This window comes from bacterium (genome assembly GCA_028820935.1).
Classification (GTDB): domain Bacteria; phylum Actinomycetota; class Acidimicrobiia; order Spongiisociales; family Spongiisociaceae; genus Spongiisocius.
On record JAPPHZ010000045.1, the window covers coordinates 77,301 to 92,939 of the forward strand.

Annotated in this window: 15 protein-coding genes and 1 tRNA gene; all 16 read right to left on the reverse strand. The window is 67.1% G+C overall.

Features of this window, described 5'->3' with window-relative positions; genetic code table 11:
- Window positions 1-152 precede the first annotated feature (152 nt).
- The 16 genes from OXM57_13395 to cysS all read right to left on the reverse strand — a co-directional run bounded on the left by OXM57_13395 (window position 153) and on the right by cysS (window position 15,540).
- The gene (locus tag OXM57_13395) at window positions 153-575 is read right to left on the reverse strand and encodes a hypothetical protein (GenBank protein ID MDE0353672.1); all 423 of its coding nucleotides are present in this window, start codon (window positions 573-575) and stop codon (window positions 153-155) included.
- Window positions 572-1,657, reverse strand: coding sequence for a CvpA family protein (locus OXM57_13400; GenBank protein ID MDE0353673.1), 1,086 nt, complete (start codon window positions 1,655-1,657; stop codon window positions 572-574). The genes OXM57_13395 and OXM57_13400 overlap by 4 nt, the downstream gene beginning before the upstream one ends.
- 4 nt (window positions 1,658-1,661) lie before the next feature.
- Window positions 1,662-2,951 carry an AI-2E family transporter gene (locus tag OXM57_13405; GenBank protein ID MDE0353674.1) on the reverse strand — a complete coding sequence of 430 codons (1,290 nt, stop codon included), beginning with the start codon at window positions 2,949-2,951 and terminating at the stop codon, window positions 1,662-1,664.
- Between the two features lie 51 nt (window positions 2,952-3,002).
- The gene (locus tag OXM57_13410) at window positions 3,003-3,929 is read right to left on the reverse strand and encodes a hypothetical protein (protein MDE0353675.1); all 927 of its coding nucleotides are present in this window, start codon (window positions 3,927-3,929) and stop codon (window positions 3,003-3,005) included.
- Window positions 3,926-4,504, reverse strand: a complete 579-nt coding sequence (locus OXM57_13415; GenBank protein ID MDE0353676.1) for a LytR C-terminal domain-containing protein — start codon at window positions 4,502-4,504, stop codon at window positions 3,926-3,928. The genes OXM57_13410 and OXM57_13415 overlap by 4 nt, the downstream gene beginning before the upstream one ends.
- A 63-nt stretch (window positions 4,505-4,567) precedes the next feature.
- Window positions 4,568-4,810 carry a DUF3263 domain-containing protein gene (locus OXM57_13420; GenBank protein MDE0353677.1) on the reverse strand — a complete coding sequence of 81 codons (243 nt, stop codon included), beginning with the start codon at window positions 4,808-4,810 and terminating at the stop codon, window positions 4,568-4,570.
- Between the two features lie 68 nt (window positions 4,811-4,878).
- Window positions 4,879-4,951, reverse strand: a tRNA-Thr gene (locus tag OXM57_13425).
- A gap of 17 nt (window positions 4,952-4,968) precedes the next feature.
- Window positions 4,969-5,688, reverse strand: a complete 720-nt coding sequence (locus OXM57_13430) for an ABC transporter ATP-binding protein (GenBank protein MDE0353678.1) — start codon at window positions 5,686-5,688, stop codon at window positions 4,969-4,971.
- A complete protein-coding gene (locus tag OXM57_13435) occupies window positions 5,688-6,500 on the reverse strand; it encodes an ABC transporter ATP-binding protein (protein ID MDE0353679.1) in 813 nt (270 codons plus the stop codon). The genes OXM57_13430 and OXM57_13435 overlap by 1 nt, the downstream gene beginning before the upstream one ends.
- Window positions 6,469-8,226: a leucine/isoleucine/valine transporter permease subunit gene (locus OXM57_13440; protein MDE0353680.1), complete on the reverse strand. Its 1,758-nt coding sequence runs from the start codon at window positions 8,224-8,226 to the stop codon at window positions 6,469-6,471. Before OXM57_13440 ends, OXM57_13435 begins: the two co-directional genes overlap by 32 nt.
- Complete coding sequence (locus tag OXM57_13445; GenBank protein MDE0353681.1) at window positions 8,223-9,269, reverse strand: branched-chain amino acid ABC transporter permease; 1,047 nt, start codon at window positions 9,267-9,269, stop codon at window positions 8,223-8,225. The genes OXM57_13440 and OXM57_13445 overlap by 4 nt, the downstream gene beginning before the upstream one ends.
- 110 nt (window positions 9,270-9,379) lie before the next feature.
- Window positions 9,380-10,708: a branched-chain amino acid ABC transporter substrate-binding protein gene (locus tag OXM57_13450; protein MDE0353682.1), complete on the reverse strand. Its 1,329-nt coding sequence runs from the start codon at window positions 10,706-10,708 to the stop codon at window positions 9,380-9,382.
- Between the two features lie 53 nt (window positions 10,709-10,761).
- Window positions 10,762-12,042, reverse strand: coding sequence for a branched-chain amino acid ABC transporter substrate-binding protein (locus OXM57_13455; GenBank protein MDE0353683.1), 1,281 nt, complete (start codon window positions 12,040-12,042; stop codon window positions 10,762-10,764).
- 37 nt (window positions 12,043-12,079) lie between these two features.
- Window positions 12,080-13,354 carry a branched-chain amino acid ABC transporter substrate-binding protein gene (locus tag OXM57_13460; protein MDE0353684.1) on the reverse strand — a complete coding sequence of 425 codons (1,275 nt, stop codon included), beginning with the start codon at window positions 13,352-13,354 and terminating at the stop codon, window positions 12,080-12,082.
- Between the two features lie 61 nt (window positions 13,355-13,415).
- Window positions 13,416-14,165 carry an RNA methyltransferase gene (locus OXM57_13465; GenBank protein ID MDE0353685.1) on the reverse strand — a complete coding sequence of 250 codons (750 nt, stop codon included), beginning with the start codon at window positions 14,163-14,165 and terminating at the stop codon, window positions 13,416-13,418.
- Complete coding sequence (gene cysS / locus OXM57_13470; protein MDE0353686.1) at window positions 14,140-15,540, reverse strand: cysteine--tRNA ligase; 1,401 nt, start codon at window positions 15,538-15,540, stop codon at window positions 14,140-14,142. Before cysS ends, OXM57_13465 begins: the two co-directional genes overlap by 26 nt.
- Between the last annotated feature and the right edge of the window lie 99 nt (window positions 15,541-15,639).

Consider the following 15,639-nt stretch of genomic DNA (forward strand, 5'->3'; position numbering starts at 1 on the left):
CGAACCAAGAGAGAAACACGGCGCTCAATCTGTCGAAACTGCACTCCCTCCTCGTCGAGGCGGATTCCAGTGGCCCACAATTGCGACGCGCAGTTATCGGGGCAGGGAGTTCGCACTCGTCGAAGCGCGCAAGGTACCCGCCTAGACCCGCCTCAAGAGGGTCTCGTCATCGCGGCCGCCTTGGAGGCTCCCCATGCCAGGTGGGCTCTCCAGGCTGTCTCTCCGAGGTCGTTCGACGATGCGGGCGCCAGGTCGTACAGGTCGCCGGGCAGGGCGTTGGCCACCAGTTTGTCGCGGGGCACGGGCTGATGTCCGGCCTGCTCCAGAGCCGCGGTCGGGAACCTGAGGGCCTCCTGGAACAGCTCCAGAGGGCCTCGATCCTGGCTCGCGAAGGGTCGTCCGAGCAGGTCGGGAAGAGCCGTCTCCAGCCATCGACGGCCTTCCTCGATGGCGCCGTCCATACCGGGCGGAACATCCAGGCCGAGGCGGGCGACCCTGTCCCGGACGTATGGCGCGTAGGCGGTCACGAGGACAGCGGCCAGTTCGGCGGCGATGGGGGTCAGCCCGCTGGTCACCCTGTGAACACCTGCACCACCATCAACCCGAGGGGACCGTCATGCACGGAGATTCCCACGCGGGTGAAACGTGGCTCCAGCATGGTGGCGCGATGACTCGGGGATGTGGCCAGGCCGCCGTGGACGCCGTCCACGGTCGGGTTGAGGGCCAGGTTCTCGCCGGCGACCCGGAACGGTATCCCCTGCACGGCAAGCCGGTCCGCAACCGATCCGGTGACCGGCGAGACGTGGGAGAAGTAGCCCTCGGCGTACATCTCGACTCCGTGTCCGCCGGCGATCTCGGCCAGAGCCGCCGACCAGGCGAGCGGCTCCTCCCCCTCCTCGATCCGCAACAGGTTGAGCATGTCCAGCAGCTCGATGGCCAGATCGGCGCGATCCTCCACCGGCTCGCCGACCGGGGGGATCTCCACCCGCTCGTCGCCCTCGATTACTACCAGCCTGTCGAGCAGCTGGATTACCGGAACGGCAAGGTCCTCCACCACCTCCTCGACCGGGGATGTATCGACCCCGCCGCTGCCTCCAACGTCAACGACATCGCCAACGCCGTCGAGAAGCGCCGGACTTCCCTCCGACAGCCTCTGGAGATTCAAGTAGGACTCCAGGATGCGGTCGCCCAGAAGCCGGCTGATGCCCGGGGTGAAGCGCGGCCCCTCCGATGTGACCAGGGCGACGGTCCTCGACTGATCGAGCACCTGCCCGACCCCAGCCGGGAGGTAGGGCGCGCTCGCAACGGCCAGGATAAGCAGACCGGCCATCACCGCGAACGCTGCCGCCGAGACGAGCGCTCCTCCGATCTGATCAAGCAACCGCGCCGGTCCCGACAGGGCGAGGAGCCGGCTGATCAGGAGCCGGGCCCCCACGAACACCACCAGGAACACCACCGCTGATGCGATGAACCGCGAGGTCAGCGGGCTGGCGCCTGTCCACGACTCGGCCACGCCCTGCCCGATGGGCCCGGCCCGGTACGCCACCACGATTCCGACCACAAGAACCACCAGGCCGGCGACCGCACGCAGCACTCCCCGCCGGTACCCGCGCAGGACAGCCAAGCCCAGGCCGGACAGCACCAGGATGTCAAGCATGGGGTCAGTTGTCCGTCAAGGAGGCGGTTTCGCCCGATCCTGTCCGGTCCGGGTCGGCGGTGTCGCCGACGGCGGCGTCCGGTGCTGCCTCATCGTCCTCCCGCGCCCGGCCCGCCTCCGCCCCGCCGCGACGGAAACGCTCGCGCAACGGCTCCACCTCGTACTCCACCACCACGGCCGAAGCAGCCTGCTCCCAGGATTCTCCGAGCACGCGGGTGCGCCAGAGATGGCCGATGATGATCTTGAAGACCGCGGTGGTCGGCACGGCGATGAGCACGCCCAGCAGGCCCCCGATGGATCCACCGGCCAGCAGCGCCAGGATGATGGTGACCGGACTCAGGTGGACGGCCACCCGCAGCACCATGGGGCTCACGAGATGGTTGTCGAACTGCTGGATGATGAGGAAGGCGATGACGACCCAGACCGCCCGGATCGGATCCCCCACGATCAGCGCGGTCGCCACCCCGAGCGCCCCGCCCACCCAGGGACCGATGAAGGGCACTACGTTGAGCAGCCCGGCCAGCAGGCCGACTATCAACCAGAACGGCAGGTCGAGGATCCACAGCACCGTGCTGGACAGGACTCCGACGATGGCCGCCACCACCAGCTGGCCCCGGACGAAGCCGCCCAAGGCCTTGCCCACCTGCCGGGCCAGATGGACCACCTCGGCCCGATCGGCCGCCGGAATCAGCCGCTCCGCCGCCCTCCGTAGGTTGTGGGCATCCACGACGATGTAGAAGGCCAGCACGGGGGCGAGCAGTACGACCACCACCCCCTCCACCAGCCCTCTTGCCAGCTCGCCCGCCCGGGAGAGTCCCTCGAGGATCACCTCGCGGTTGGAAGGATCCGAGAACCAGCCCACCAACTCGTCGGATATCGAGTCGACGCCCGCTAGCTCGATCGGCAGGTTGAGAGACGCGGCCAGATCGGCCACCAGGTTGAACGTGCTGTCGATCACCTCGGGGACCCGATCCACCAGCTCGACGGTCTGGCGGCTGATGATCGGAACGATCAACACGCCGATCAGCACCAGTACGCCGCCGAGCACCAGGTAGACGAGACATCCTCCCGCCACCCGCGGGATCCTGTAACGCTCGAGGAAGTCGATGAGCGGTTTCACCAGGTAGACGAGAAGTACCGCGAATATCAGCGGCGCCCAGATGATCCGGACCTGGTAGACGGCCCACGCCACGACGGCGATCACCACGAAGATGCCCACGATGCTCCAGGCCGCGACGCCTACGCCGCGCAGCCAGTCGTGCCTGGTAAGCCTTTCCTGATCCTGCTTATTCACCGCTCGCCTGATCCCTCGCCGGTCAGGTTACCGGCCCGTGTCCCGGGTTCGTCATACCTGGTTCACCACCACATCCGAGTCGGGATCGACCTCGATCACGTAACGGCCCGCACCACCACCCTGGTAACTCCTGCCATCGGCGCCGTCCTCCCACCCCGGCCCGACCGTCGCCGGTCCGGAGAGTTCGACGGATACCTCCGCGGGAATCTCGACCACCAGGTCGCCGGCCAACAACGCCGGCACGTCGCCCCGTGCCGGGCCGAGCCGGATCGCACCCTCTGCCTCTACTCGAAGGGACCTGAGCGACAGATGCCTGAGATCCGCATCCACCTCCGCGGCCGAAACGGCCACAGCCCAGTCGCGGCCGGGGTTGAGGGCCAGGTTCCATCCGGCGGATCCGAACCATCCCGCCTCCGGTCCCTCCCGCAGGCGGACCTCCAGGTCATCCCCCGTCAGAAGCTCCTCACCCCTGGGAGGAGCGACAGCGCCTGCGGAAGCCAGGCTGGACACCTCGTAGAGGAGCTCTGCGCCCGCCTCAACGACCACCGCACCGTCAAGGCGGACGTCGATCGCGGTCGTGGCGATCCGATCGGTGACCGCCGGACCCTCCAGCCGGTCTGCGGCCGACGGCAGCAACTCCCAACCGGCCAAATGAAGGACCAGCACGACAACCAGCCATCCCGTCAGCGAGTACGGCAAGGCCGGGCCGAGGCCGTAACCGGGAAAACGCTGCCCGACTCCCGACACCCTCCGGTGGACGAGGAACACGGCAGCCGTGACGATCCAGCCCGGCCAGAACGAGACCAGGTCCAGGACCAACGAGCGCCTCAGCAGTCCCCCGGCCGCCACCACCGCCCCGAGAAGCACGATCGCGGCTGCCAGGACGAGCCATGCGACCCGAGCCCGCCGCCGCCGGGCTCGAACGTGAGGACCCCTCATTGACGGGTGGAAGCCCGGCGCCCCCCCGCCGCTGCTCACTCTCGGTAGCTCGCGCCCAGCACTACGGTGATCGGCGCCCGGGGCGCGTCGCCGGGGAACAGCACCAACTCAGCATCCGGTACCTGTTCGGACAGGACGGCAGCCTCACGGTCGTATCCCTCCACGTACCAGATGACGGAGGAGTCGAGATTCTCCGGATGGTTGTCCGGAGGAACGGTCCGGTAGCCCAGGTCGGCGAACTCATCGGTGAGACGGCCCGCCAATCCGGCGGAGGAGGTGGCGTTGAGCACGAGCACTCCCACCTGCGAGGGCGGCCGCACGGGCGGGCGCGGGGCCTCGGTGGTCGTGGAGGCCGGAACGGCGGTGGTCGTGGTGGCCGGAACGGTGGTCGTGGGAGCGTCCGTGGCGGGAGGGGCTCCGGTTGTGGCCACGGGCTGGGTGGCCGCGGCGGTACCGTCCTCCGCAGGATCGCCGTCCGTAGAACCTCCGATCAGCGTCCGAGCCGCGAAGCCGACGCCGATCAGGACCACCAGAACGCCTAGGGCGAGCAGGCCGAAGCGGCGCAGATCGCGCTGGAGACGGCGCCTATCGTCGGAAGCGTGGCGGCCTGGCATCAATCCGTCCAGCCGGTCCCTGCCCGGGGACGCGGGGGTACATCCGAGGGGCTCTACGACCGGTCACACCGTACCCACCCGGTATCCGGTCGCGTCCATGGCGCGGGCCCGGATGCGGCGGAGCCGGTGCACGGTCAGCGGGTCGTACGCCAGCGCAGCCGGATCGTCCATCAGAGCCTTCAGCAATCGGTAGTAACGGGCCGGACCGAACCCGAAGGCGACCCGAATATCGCGGTCCTTGGGACCGGGCAGTTGCCACCAGCAACGCTCGAAATCGAGGAGGTTCCTCTCCAGGGACGTGAGCATTTCGCGCCCAGCGTATCGGCCAAGCGGTACATATTGGTGCATTTCGTCCAGCCGCCGCCGTGGAGCGGAGCCGGGTACCGGAATCGAACCGGTGACATCTTCTTTACAAGAGAAGTGCTCTACCGACTGAGCTAACCCGGCCGAGATTACGCGGAATCCTACCCGACTTCCCCCAGGTAGGCCTGTCGCATCTCGGGGTTGGCCAGCAGGTTGCGGGCGGTGTCGGCCAGGACGATCTTTCCCGTCTGGAGGACGTAGCCGTAGTCGGCGATCGACAGGGCCATGTTGGCGTTCTGCTCCACCATGAACACCGTCGTGCCGGCCTCGTTTATCCGACGGATGATGTCGAAGTTCTGGGCCACGAGCACCGGGGCCAGACCCATCGACGGCTCATCCATGAGCAGCACCCTGGGGCGAGCCATCAGCGCCCGGCCCACGGCGACCATCTGCTGCTCGCCGCCTGAGAGAGTGCCGGCTCTCTGACCCAGGCGCTCCTTCAGCCTCGGAAACATGTCGAGTATCCGCTCGTAGTCGGCCGACGTGTCGTCGGTACGGAGGTAGGCGCCGATCTCGAGGTTCTCCCTGACCGTCATGCGCTTGAAGAGCCGCCGGTTCTCGGGGACCATCGACACACCCCGCGCCACGATCTGGGCGGTGCGCCATCCATTGACCACCTCCCCTTCGACCAGGACCTCTCCCGCCGTCGGCACCACCATGCCGAGGACGGTCTTGAGCGTCGTCGTCTTGCCGGAGGCGTTGCCTCCCAGCAGGCAGACGATCTGTCCCTCGTGAATCGACAGGCTGACGTCCTTCAGGATGTGGACCGGCCCGTAGTGGGTGTGGACGTTGCGAAACTCGAGCACCGGCCGGCCGGCCATCAGCCGACCTCAGCCGGTCGACCCAGGTAAGCCTCGATCACCGCCTCGTTGCTCGACACTTCACCGTAGGAGCCCTCGGCGATCTTCACACCATGGTCGAGCACGATCACCCGGTCGCTCACATCCCGGACCACTCGCATGTCGTGCTCGATCACGACCACGGTCAAACCCCGCTCGTCGCGTAGCTTGCGGATCAACCCTGTCAGCTCGGCGGTCTCGCGGGGGTTCATGCCGGCCACCGGCTCGTCGAGCAGCAGGAGCTTGGGTCGGGTCGCCATGGCGCGCGCTATCTCCAGACGTCTCCGGTTGGCGTAGGAGAGCGACAGGGCGGGCTGGTCGAAGCGGTACCCCACCAACCTGGTCCCGAAGAAGGAGAGTGTCTCCTTGGCGCGGGCCTCGATCTCCGCCTCCTCCCTTCGCAGGAAAGGGGTACGCAACACCGCACGGAAGGCGCCCGCCGTGGTCCGGCAGTGCTGGGCCACCATGACGTTCTCCAGCACCGTCATGTTGAGGAAGAGCCGGACGTTCTGGAACGTGCGGGCGATCCCCGCCTCGGTGATCTCACTCGGCTCGAGGCCGACGATGCTCCGCCCCTCGAACATGATGTCTCCCCCGTCGGGCGGGTAGAGACCGGTGACGACGTTGAAGAACGAGGTCTTGCCGGCCCCGTTCGGACCGATCACCGACACGATCTCACCCTCGTCAACCCGCAGGTCCACTCCGGCCAGGGCATGCACCCCGCCGAAGGACTTGTGCAAGCCCCCGATCTCCAGCATCTCCTCAGCCCCCCACCGGCCGGGCGCCCACCTCATCGCTCCCACCCGGACGGTCCAGCCAGGCGTCCTGCGACATCTCCTCGCCGCGGAGCTCACGGGACCGCCTGACACTGGGCAGGAGACCCTCGGGCTTGCGCAGCATCATGAAGACCAGCAGGGCCCCGTAGATGAGGAGCTTGAACTCGGCGAACTCCGCCAGCAGCCCCGGCTGGGTGGGACCTCCCAGGACCCCTATCAGCAGAACCGCTCCCACCGCCACCCCGGGAATGTTGCCCATGCCTCCGACGATCACGACCACTAGCACGATGATCGAGACCAGTAACTCGAACGAACTCGGGAATATCGACCCCACCTTGGCGGCGAACAGCGCACCACCCAGGCCGGCCAGGATGGCGCCGACGATGAAGGCGTTCAGCTTGGCCCTCACCACGTTGATACCCATCGCCGCCGCAACGGTCTCATCCTCCCGTATCGCGGTCCAGGCCCGGCCGAGGCGCGACTCCTGGAGGGCCCACGAGACCCACGCCGCCACCAGCACGAGCCCGAACGCGAAGTAGAGCACCCCTACCGGCTGGCTGCCCCGTATCTCCGCCAGGCCCACGGGGATACCAGGCACGTTGCGGACTCCCTGGGCGCCGCCGAAGGTGGGCGCCAGCCAGTCGGAGAGGAACAGGATGCGGACGATCTCCCCGAAGCCGAGGGTGACGATGGCCAGATAGTCGCCCCGCATGCGGATGACCGGCGTGCCGACCAGGACCCCGGCCACGACCGACATGAGGATGGCCACCGGCAGGGCCGCCCACCAGGACCATTCCAGGTCGAAGCGGGGCGAGATGGGCGAGGTGAGCACGCCGACCGTGTAGGCGCCCACCGCGAAGAAGGCCACGTAACCCAGGTCCAGCATCCCGGCCAGACCCACCACGATGTTCAGACCGAGGCCCATCAGCAGGAACAAGCCCACGTTGGCCAGCAGCTCCGACAGCAGGCTGCCCAGCAGCTGGGGTAGGACGATAAGGAAAGCCAGGACAGCCAGAGCCGACCAGATCGAATTGCGGGTACGCCGCACCGCGTCGGCCGCGAACAGGTACCCCCTGATCCTTCCCACCCCTCCGCGGGCTCGCTCGGCCAGGAGGGCAACCAGCACCGCCACCACCAGCGCGGCCCACCATTCGAGCGCCCGGCGGGTGAAGATGATGTTCCCCACCGCACCCAACCGGAGCTGCCTGAGCACCTGAGAGAACACCTGCTCGAGAAGAGCCACCACCAACGCCCATTCGAGCGCCAGGATCATCCGGCGCCGGACAGACGCGGACACGAGGTGCAACATTCCCCCCGCCATCCCCAGCAGCGCAGGCACCGCCACAATCAACACCAAGCCTCCGGGAACGCCCCATCCGTGGGTGAGAAGGTCGACCAGACGGACAGAGAGGCGGACGAACACGTCGCGCACGTCGAAGGCATCGATGACGACGGTGAACACCCCCATCAAGATCCCGCCGGCGAGTCCGGCGACCAGCCCGGCCATGACGTTGTGGAGGCCCTTCGACGGTGCCTCCACACCCTCGAGCACGGGCTCGTTGGTCGCCTGGTAGCCGGCCAGAGGAAGGAACCAGAGCAACAGGACGTGACCGAGGCTGAGGAACGGGTGTACGAGCAGGCGATCCTCGAACACCTCGAACAAGCCGACCGCGCAGGTGAACACCATGACGGCCCCGGCTATCGAACCCCACCGCAACGTCCGGCGGAGGTCGATCCCGGTCACGCCCGATCCTCGGCCGAGAGACGCTCGCCGAACAATCCCGTCGGCTTGAAGATCAATACCAGCACCAGGGCGGTGAAGGCCACCACGTCCTTGAGTTGCGACACCCCCGGGATGCCGAAACCGGCCAGCACCAGCTGCGGGCCCACCCCTTCGAACAGACCCAGCAGGACGCCGCCCGCCATCGCCCCCGGGAGATTGCCGATCCCACCTAGCACCGCGGCGGTGAATGCCTTGATACCCGGAAGGAACCCGGTGATGAAGGACACCCCGCGGAACAGGAGGGCCCACAGCGTGCCCGCCACCCCCGCCATCGCTCCCCCGACGGCGAACGTAGCCACGATGGTGCGGTTCACGTCGATTCCCATCAGAGCCGCAATCTCCTTGTCCTCGGCCACCGCCCGGATGGAGCGTCCGGTCCGGGTCTTCTCCACGAACAGGTACAGGCCGACCATCGTGGCGACCGCCACCACGATGACCAGCAGCTTGGAACCCTCGATCTCGAGGCCGAGCAGGCTGATCCGGGACCGGAGGGAATCAGGGGGCGGTGGATAGTTCTTGACGGCCACCCCGAACAGGCCGGCGAACGTGTACTGGAGGAAGAAGGAGATGCCGATGGACGTGATCAGGGGAATGAGGCGGGGTGAGGCGCGCAGCGGCCGGTAGGCGATCCGCTCCACTATCACGGCCACCAGGGTCGAGGTGAGGATGGACGACAGGAGCACCAGCAGGATCGCCAGGACGAAGTTGTTCTCCCAGAGGCGCACTTCCCACAGGTAGTTGGCGACGAAGAACCCGACCATGCCCCCCGACATGAACACTTCGCCGTGGGCGAAGTTGATGAATCCCAGGACGCCGTAGACCATCGAGTATCCGAGGGCGATCAGACCGTACATGGCGCCCTGGGCGATGCCGGCCACCACCAGGTCGCGCCACGCCTCGCCGGTCGGGCCCTGTCCGCTCAAGCCCTGGACCACGGTCCCCGTCACACCCCAGATGAGCAGGATGATGGCCCCGACCCGGACAACCCAGAGGAAGCTGTCCACCCATCCCGGCCTTCGCCGCCGCGAGGAGGATGCTGTGGACGCCGCTGAGGTCACGGGTTCCGACTCTAGCTGTTCGTCACCCATCCCAGCGTAAAGACAATCCTCTCAGTTCACGGCGCGTATTCGAAGACGACGTTGTTCTTGCCCGCCTCGACGTCCCGTGGGTCGGAATGCTCGACCACCGCAATCCGTTGCGACCCGCAGTCGCCGTACTCGTCGCACGTGATCGGACCGATGATGCCGTCGAAGCCGGTCCTGTGGAGCTCCTCGCGCAAGGCCTGACGATCGATGTGAAGCGTGCCGTCGACCTCGATCGCCACTCGATCGATAGCCCGGAGCAACATGATGGTGGCGTCGTACGCATACGCCCAGAAGCCCGTCGAGGGCGTCTCCCCGTACGCCGTTTCGTACGCCGCCAGGAAGTCATCCGCCGATGCGCCCGTGATGCTGTTCCGGTTGGATCCGTATCGAAGATCAGGACCGGACAGGAACACACCCTCCGACTCCGGCAGTTCCATGAAGTCATCCACCAACAGTGGCGCGGCGCCCACCAGTGTGACGCTCTCGAGGCCCGACACACCACCGATCTGCTGGGCGATGAAACCGCCCTCCGGCATGAAGATGGGCAAGAACACCGCCTGGGGCGACCCCGGTACCACTCCGGTCAGCACCCCGATCATGTCCGTGTCGCCCTTGTTCACCGCCGCTACCGCAGTTACCACACCTCCCAATTCCTCGAACGCGTCCGCGAACGACTGCGCCAGACCCTGGGTGAACGCATCGCCGTCGTGGATCGTCGCCGCCCGGTCGAAGCCGAGATAGTCACGGACGAAGGAGGCCACCGCCCTCCCCTGCACCAAGCCGTTGTAGCAAGTGCGGTAGTAGCCCGGCAGGTAGGCGCTCCCCACATTTCCCGCCAAATCCGAGGTCAACCACGGGGACGCATTCGACGGCGAGATCATCACCATCCCCGCGGCCGAGATCAACGGCATCGCTGCCGCCGCCGCTGAGGAGCATGTGGTCCCGATCACCCCCACCACGCTCGGGTCGGCCACGATCGTCTGCGCTGCTGCCTGACCCCCGTCGGGCGAGCAGAAGTCGTCGAGCGGCGTACCCAACGACACCGAACGACCCGCGATCGGTCCGTAGTCGGCGATCGCCAACTGCGCACCACGCTGATTCGGGATGCCCGCAAAGGCCGTTACACCGGTGATCGTATTGAGTGAGCGGATCTGGATCTCCTGACCCGGCGCCACCTCGACCGCCCCCAGAGGGCCCGGCACGAACTCGGAGGCTTCCGGCACAACCCGGTCAGTCTCGACAGAGTCCACCGCGGAAGTAGCGGAAGGCCGATCGTCCGATCCCGGCTGCGGCTGTTCCTCGCCGCAGCCGACGGCGACCAGGAACAGGCACAACGAGACGAGACCAATCCTACGCATGCCAATCATCGAAGACCTACTAGTAACTACCAACTGGCGACTAGTAACTAAACCTAGGGCGCGTATTCAAAGACGACGTTGTTCTTGCCGGCCTCTATGTTGCTGGGGTCGGTGTTGTACAGCACGGTCAGGCGCTGGGTGCCGCAGTCGCCGAACTGGTCGCAATCGATCGGGCCGATTATCCCGTCCATGTTCGTGCGGGTCAGTTGGTCACGCACCTGCGCGCGGTCGATGTGGAGCGTCCCGTCTATTTCCACTGCCACCTGGTCGATCGCCCTGAGCAGCATGGTCGTGGCGTCGTACGCATGCGCCAGGTACCCGCCCGACGGCGCCTCGCCGTAGGCAGACTCGTAGGCATCCAGTAGTTCGGCCGCCGAGCGGCCCGTGATGCTGTTTCGGTTGTCCCCGAACCGTAGATCCGGTCCGGAGATGTAGACACCTTCGGACTCGGGCAACTCCATGAAGTTGTCCACGAGCAACGCCGCCGACACGATCAGGGTCACCCCCTCGAGACCGGTCACGCCGTCCACCTGCTGGACGATGAACGCTCCCTCCGGCATGAAGACCGGAAAGAACAAGGTCTGGGGGCGGCCTGCCGCCACCTCGGTGAGCACCGCGATCATGTCGGTGTCGCCCTTGTTCACCGCTGTGAAGGCCGTCACCACACCACCCAGTTCCTCGAACGCATCCTTGAAGGCCTCCGCAAGGCCCTGCGTGTACGGGTCGCCGTCATGGATGGCGGCCGCAGTGTCGAACCCGAGATGGTCGCGCACGAAGAGGGCCACGGCCTTGCCTTGGAACAGGTCGTTGTGCGCGGTCCGGTAGTAGCCGGGATGGTGGGAAGGACTGGGATTTCCGGCCAGGTCCGACGTCAGCGCCGGCGAGGTGTTGGAAGGGGCGATCATCACCATCCCGGCATCGGAGATCAGCGGTGACGCCGCCACCGCGGCGGACGAGCAGGTGGTCCCGATCAAGCCGACCACGCTCGGGTCGGCGACCGTCGCCTGCGCGCCCGACTGACCGCCATCCGGTGAGCACAGATCGTCCAGCGGCGTGCCCATCGACACCTCCCGGCCAGCGACCGGGCCGTAGTCCTCGATCGCCATCTCCACCCCGCGCTGGTTCGGGATACCGAGGAAGGCGTTGTCGCCCGAGATCGTGTTCAGTGACCGGATCTGTATCTGCTCGCCGGGCCGGACCACCACGGCGCCCAGCGGACCGGCCTCGAACTCGACCTCGGTCTGGCCGGAGTCTGTCGAGACGGACCCGCCGCATGCGGCCACCAGCAGGACTGCGACCGCGAGCATCCGCCGCGCCCGCAAGAGCCGCTTCATCCAGTCACCGGTGACCGCGGTCCGGCGGCGTTCACACTCAAGGCGCGAAGCTGAATACCACGTTGCTCTTGCCGGCCTCGATGTCCGAGGAGTTCGTGTGGTGCACCAGCGTCACCAACCCCGGACTGCAATCACCGAACTCGTCGCATCCTACGGAGCCGATCAGCCCGTCGAACTCGAGGGCATTCAGGTCATCCCGGAGGGCTTGGCGGTCGATGTAGATGGTGTCACCGTCCACGACGGCCACGTTCGCGATCGCCTGCAGCAACATGGCCGTGGCGTCGTAGGAGTGCGCCCAGAAAGCAGCCGACGGCTCCTCCCCGTACCTCTGGCTGTAGGCCGCCAGGACGTCGCTGGCCGACCGGCCGGTGAGCGAGTTCGTGTTGTCACCGTACCGTACGTCCGGGCCTGACAGGTATATCCCCTCCGACTCCGGCAACTCCATGAAGTTGTCCACCAACAGGGCGTCGGCCGAGAGCAGGACTACGTCCTCCAACCCGGCGATGCCGCCGATCTGCTGGACCACGAACCCTCCCTCCGGCATGAAGATCGGGAAGAAGATCGCCTGCGGGTTGCCAGCCGCCACCTCGGTCAGCACCGCCGACATATCCGTGTCACCCTTGTTGACGGCGGTGAAGACCGGCACGGTACCGCCGAGTTCCTCGAAGGCGTCCTTGAAGGCCGTGGCGAGCCCGTTCGTGTAGGGGTCGCCGTCATGGATGGCCGCCGCCACGTCCAGACCCAGTTCGTTGCGAACGAACAGGGCTACCGCTCTGCCCTGGATGAGGTCGTTGTGGGCCGTCCGGTAGTAACCCACGTGGTAGTCGGTGCCCGCGGTGCCTGCCATGTCAGAAGTGAGTGCCGGCGAGGTGTTGGACGGGGAAATCATCACCATCCCGGCGTCGGAGATGAGCGGGGAAGCCGCCACCGCCTCGCCGGAACAGGCCGTACCGATCACCCCGACCACCTGCGGGTCGGCCACGATGGCTTGTCCGGCCGCCTGGCCACCGTCCGGCGAGCACAGGCCGTCCATCGGCGTACCGATGCTGACGTTCCAGCCCTCGATGGGTCCGTAGTCGGCCACCGCCATCTCGACCCCCCGCAGGTTGGGAACGCCGAGGAACGCCACGTCACCCGTGATCGGGCCGATCGACCGTATCTGAATCTCCTCGCCCTCCGCGACTTCCACGGCGCCCAGCTCGCCCGCTTCGAAGGACTCACCGCACGCCGCCACCAGCGCCAAAACTGCCAGTAGGACCGCCAAAGTACCTGCTCTACGCATTGCTGCCCCCTCTCCGTTCTTAATCCTCATGATCCGGAACCCGGCCGGCGCAACCGGCCGTGCCTCTCCCCCGCCTGCACCCGGCGAGGCATCAGTGCAGACTACCACCGGAGGCCCGCAGTCGACTGGTCTCGAAGCAGGCCAGAGCGGATGCCGTGGCGGCGTTGAGGCTGTCGACCCGGCCGTCCATGGGAATGAACACCGTGATGTCCAGGCGGGCCCTGACCAGACGAGACAAACCCGATCTCTCGGAACCCACGAACAGGGCAACGGGCTCGGCCAAGAGCTCCAGCCCGAAGAGCGACCGCTCGCTGCGGGCATGCAAACCCACCGACCAAACACCCGCCCGGCCCGCCCGGGCTGCACAGTCGGCTACCGAGGACACCGAGGCCACGGGCAGGTGCTCGAACGCACCGGCAGCCGCCTTGAAGGCGAGGGCCGATAGCGGGGCGGCGCGGCGGCGCGGGACAACCATCCCCGTCATCCCGGCGGCCAGGGCCGACCGGGCGATAGCGCCCACGTTGCGAGGATCCTCCAGATGGTCGAGCACCACCAGCGCGGGGACCACGAGATCTCCCGGAGGCTCCAGGAGAATCTCCAAGGGCGCGAAGGGGATAGGACGAGCCCTGGCCACCACCCCCTGCGGGGACTCGGTCTGCGCTAGGGGGCGGACATCGTCGACCAGCTCCACCGCCGCTCCCGCGGCGCGAGCCTCCGCCACCAGATCATCGAGATCGCGGCGGGAACGCTCGACAGTGAGAGCCCTGACACGGCCGGCGGCCAGGGCCGCCCGAACCGGATGGAGGCCCTCGACCCTACCGCCGATACCAGCGGACGCCATCGGCCGCGTCTTCGATCACGATCCCCGCTCCGGCCATGTCATCGCGGATGGCATCGGCGCGGGACCAATCACGCGACTGCCGAGCCGCCGTGCGGGCGGCCACCAGCCGGCGCACCATATCCTCGGCACTCCCGGCCTCCACCTCGTAACGGGCCGCCAACTTGGTGAGCGGTCCCTCCAGGCTCTCCAACCCGCCGCCCTCGAGGTCGATCCCGAGCACGCCGGCGATCTCCCTCACCGCGCCGATGAGCGAGCCGGCATCGTCGCCTCGATCCAACCGGGCGTTGCCTCGGCGTACCGTCTCGAATAGCGCCCCGAGCGCCTCCGGCGTGTTGAAGTCGTCCTCCATGGAGGCGGCGAACCGATCGAGGGTGGCCGCGTCCGGCTCGCTCGACGCCGGCGCCCGCCTGACGAAGGAGCGCAACCGATCCAGGCCGGCCCGCGCATCGCCGAGTGAGTCATCGGAGTATTCGATCGGCGACCGGTACGCAGCCCGGAGGAGGAAGAGCCTGACCACAGGACCACCGTAGGTCTCGATCGCCTCGGCCAGGTCCACGATGTGCCCGGTGGACTTGGAGAGCTTCTCCCCGCCGAGGTTCACCATGCCGTTGTGGAGCCAGTACCGGGCGAACGGCCCATCCGTGGCACCCTCGGACTGGGCGATCTCGTTCTCATGGTGGGGAAAGATCAGGTCGGCCCCCCCTGCGTGGATATCGAACGGCAGGCCCAGATACTTGGCGGACATGGCGGAGCACTCGATATGCCATCCGGGCCTTCCATCTCCCCACGGTGACGGCCACGACGGCTCCCCCGGTTTGGCGCCCTTCCACAATGCGAAGTCCAGCGGGTCCTCCTTGTCGACCCCCGGCTCAACCCGGGCCCCGATCCGGAGCTCATCCACGTTGCGGCCTGACAGCTTCCCGTAGCCCTCCAGGGATCGCACCCTGAAGTAGACATCGCCCCCGCTCGCGTAAGCCAGACCGCGGCTCACCAGCCGGCCTATTAGCTCGATCATCTCCGGGATGTGGCGCGTGGCGGCCGGCGTTACATCCGGATCAAGCACCCCGAGCCGGCGGTATGAGGAGAGGAACCGCTCCGTCATGTCCGCCACCAGTGCTTCGGTGGTCACGCCCAGGTCAACCGCCCGGTTGATGATCTTGTCGTCCACATCGGTGATGTTCTGGACGAAGAGGACGTCCCATCCCCTCCACACCAGGTAGCGGCGGATGACGTCGAAGGCGACCGCGCACCTTCCGTGGCCGATGTGGGGCGCCGACTGCACCGTCGGGCCACAGACGTACATGCGAACGCGGCCCTCTTCCAGCGGCTCGAAGCTCTGGTGCACCCTGCCGAGGGTGTTGTAGACCGTTATCACCCGAGACTCCTACCCGAGAACGTGTTGCTTGCCGGCCTGTCCGGAACCTTCACGCTCCTGCCGAGGAGCCGTGAGCGGCCGGTCACCACAGGGCCGGGA